Here is a 2282-nt window from a genome sequence, read left to right on the forward strand (position 1 = left end):
TTTTGGAATTGAAAAAAGGGGCTGCAACGCAACCCCTCTTCATTTTTAAACCCTCTAATATTATTTTACAGAAAGTTCACTTTCTGTTACCCATTGATGATTTGTTACTTTTTCTCCTCCATTAGTTGGAGTGTAATCAATCATATATACCGTTGTTTTTTCTGCGGAATCAATTGTCCCAGCTGCCCCCATCATACCTTCCATATGGTCTGCATTTAAGGTAACTTTTGTTCCAGGTTCTAAGGTTTTAGTACCGGCATCTTTAATTTCTTCTTGAATAACCCATTTATGATTTTTTACCGGTTCTCCACCGGTAGTCGGTGTATAGGTAACAGCGTAAGCTACTGTATCAAATGCACCAACAATGGTTGCCTTAGCACCATTCATTCCTTCCATGTGTTCTGAATGAACAATGGCGTTGCTTCCTACTTTAACGGTCGGATTATTTGCTTCTTTTAATCCTTCAGGAACTTCACCTGTACCAGAGTGATCCATATCTCCCATGTCCATACTTGAATCATCTGTTTTTGAATCATCCGTATTTGAATTTTTATCATCCATCTGCATGTTTCCATGATCCATATCAGAATTATCCGTGCTCTTATCATCATTATTGTTAGAACAAGCAGCTAACATTAACATTAATACCAAGGAAACAATTCCAATCAACAATTTTTTAGATTTCATATTAACCCTCCTAAAATTTGTTACAAAACTTATCCTACTATAAAAATGTGCAGAAAGTATGGATTTTGTTTGAAAATTGAACACTTTCTTACATTAAAGGTGACAACACCAATCACTTGTTATTTTGTGAAATTAAATAACATTTAGTCCAATATGCGGAAATTTGTGCTTATTTGGCAAAAGCGATTGGAAGAGGAACGCCCTTTATTTCAGAGCTGGTAAAAGTATGTGCTACTATGTGCAAAGCATGCGAAAATGAGTGTCAAAAACATCATCTTGAACATTGTCAAAAATGTGCTGATGCTTGTTCAAAATGTAGGAAGCGTGCAGAAATTTATCTGCCTAAACAAGTGAATATACATATTCGTATCAACAGAAACAGGGAGATTCCTTTTAAAGGAAAACTCCCTGTTTCTCCAGAAATGGTTATAAATCCGAGAATTATTCAGCAAAAAATGCAACCATAAAAGAATACAAGTTAGGTTATAATTGTCTTGCTCCTAGATATCGAGATTTCCAGTAAGAATTTTTCATATCAGAAATTTGGACTCCCCTGGAAGAACTAGAATGAATGAATTTACCATTTTCTACATAGATCCCCATATGCGAAGGGCCGGGTTTATATGTTTCGTAATAGACGAAATCGCCAACAGATAAAGTAGTTACAGGCTTCATCCTATTCCAATATCCTCCAACAGTTTCACGGGGAATGGACTTTTGTTTTTTTATAACATAGTAGATAAAACCACTACAATCAAAGCCGCTTGGAGTGGTTCCTCCCCATTTGTAAGGTGTACCTATGACTGCTTTTGCATCTTTTATCAACTTGCTCTTATTGAAGGTAGACACAACTATTTTAGGAGTAGAAGTATTTTTGGGGGCCTTAATAGACGGCGTAGTAATCTTACCTCTCACTTTTAACTTTTGTCCTTGTCTAATAAGACTTGTTTTTAGGCCATTCAAAGACTTCAATTGTGTCACTGTCATACCATATTTCTTTGCAATTAATGACAGAGCATCGCCTTTTTTTACTGTATAAATTAATGTAGACGGCGAGGTACTCTTTTTAGCAGCAACTTTGCCTTTTTCATAGATATATAAGTTCTGACCTACTAAGATCCTATCACTTTTTAATTTATTATCAGTCTTTAATTTAGTAACCGGTACATTATATTTTTTTGATAGTTTATATAAACTATCGCCACTTTTTACCTTTATATTCATAGCCATAGCTGAAGTGCTATATAACGAAGTTCCAAATACTGTAGCAGCAATCATCGTTAAAAGTTTCTTTTTCATTTTTTACCCCACGTATAATAAATTATTTATATATTTTTCAGTTTACTTACTATCTATATAGATTGCTAGAATATGTCGAAATTTGTTATCATAATGTAATATTAGAGTTACTTATTCGGTTGGGAATAGATTTAATATTTCCACTAGTAACGACACAATCTTTCGAAGCTCTAGCAGTTATTTATGTATTAGATTCTGATTTTTGCAGCTCATTGTTTACCCAAAAGAAAAGCACTAAAACAAAAGAATGGATCAACAAGACACCGACCTAAAAAAGCCGGTGTCTTGTTGATCCA

Annotated in this window: 3 protein-coding genes; 1 reads left to right on the forward strand and 2 read right to left on the reverse strand. The window is 34.3% G+C overall.

The window, feature by feature from the left end; translation table 11 throughout:
• Positions 1 to 60: 60 nt before the first annotated feature.
• Positions 61 to 687, reverse strand: coding sequence for a YdhK family protein (locus V7659_RS25490; protein ID WP_335542913.1), 627 nt, complete (start codon positions 685 to 687; stop codon positions 61 to 63).
• A gap of 173 nt (positions 688 to 860) precedes the next feature.
• Here V7659_RS25490 and V7659_RS25495 point away from each other — a divergent pair, with 173 nt between their 5' ends.
• Positions 861 to 1154, forward strand: a complete 294-nt coding sequence (locus V7659_RS25495) for a hypothetical protein (RefSeq protein WP_335542914.1) — start codon at positions 861 to 863, stop codon at positions 1152 to 1154.
• A gap of 16 nt (positions 1155 to 1170) precedes the next feature.
• Here V7659_RS25495 and V7659_RS25500 read toward each other — a convergent pair whose 3' ends face one another.
• Complete coding sequence (locus V7659_RS25500) at positions 1171 to 1986, reverse strand: NlpC/P60 family protein (protein ID WP_335542915.1); 816 nt, start codon at positions 1984 to 1986, stop codon at positions 1171 to 1173.
• Positions 1987 to 2282 lie beyond the last annotated feature (296 nt).

This window comes from Neobacillus drentensis (assembly GCF_036966985.1).
Classification (GTDB): domain Bacteria; phylum Bacillota; class Bacilli; order Bacillales; family Cytobacillaceae; genus Neobacillus; species Neobacillus drentensis_E.

Coding starts and splice junctions, on each gene's coding strand:
- V7659_RS25490 (WP_335542913.1), bottom strand. CDS start 687: ATGAAATCTAAAAAATTGTTGATTGGAATTGTTTCCTTGGTATTAATG.
- V7659_RS25500 (WP_335542915.1), bottom strand. CDS start 1,986: ATGAAAAAGAAACTTTTAACGATGATTGCTGCTACAGTATTTGGAACT.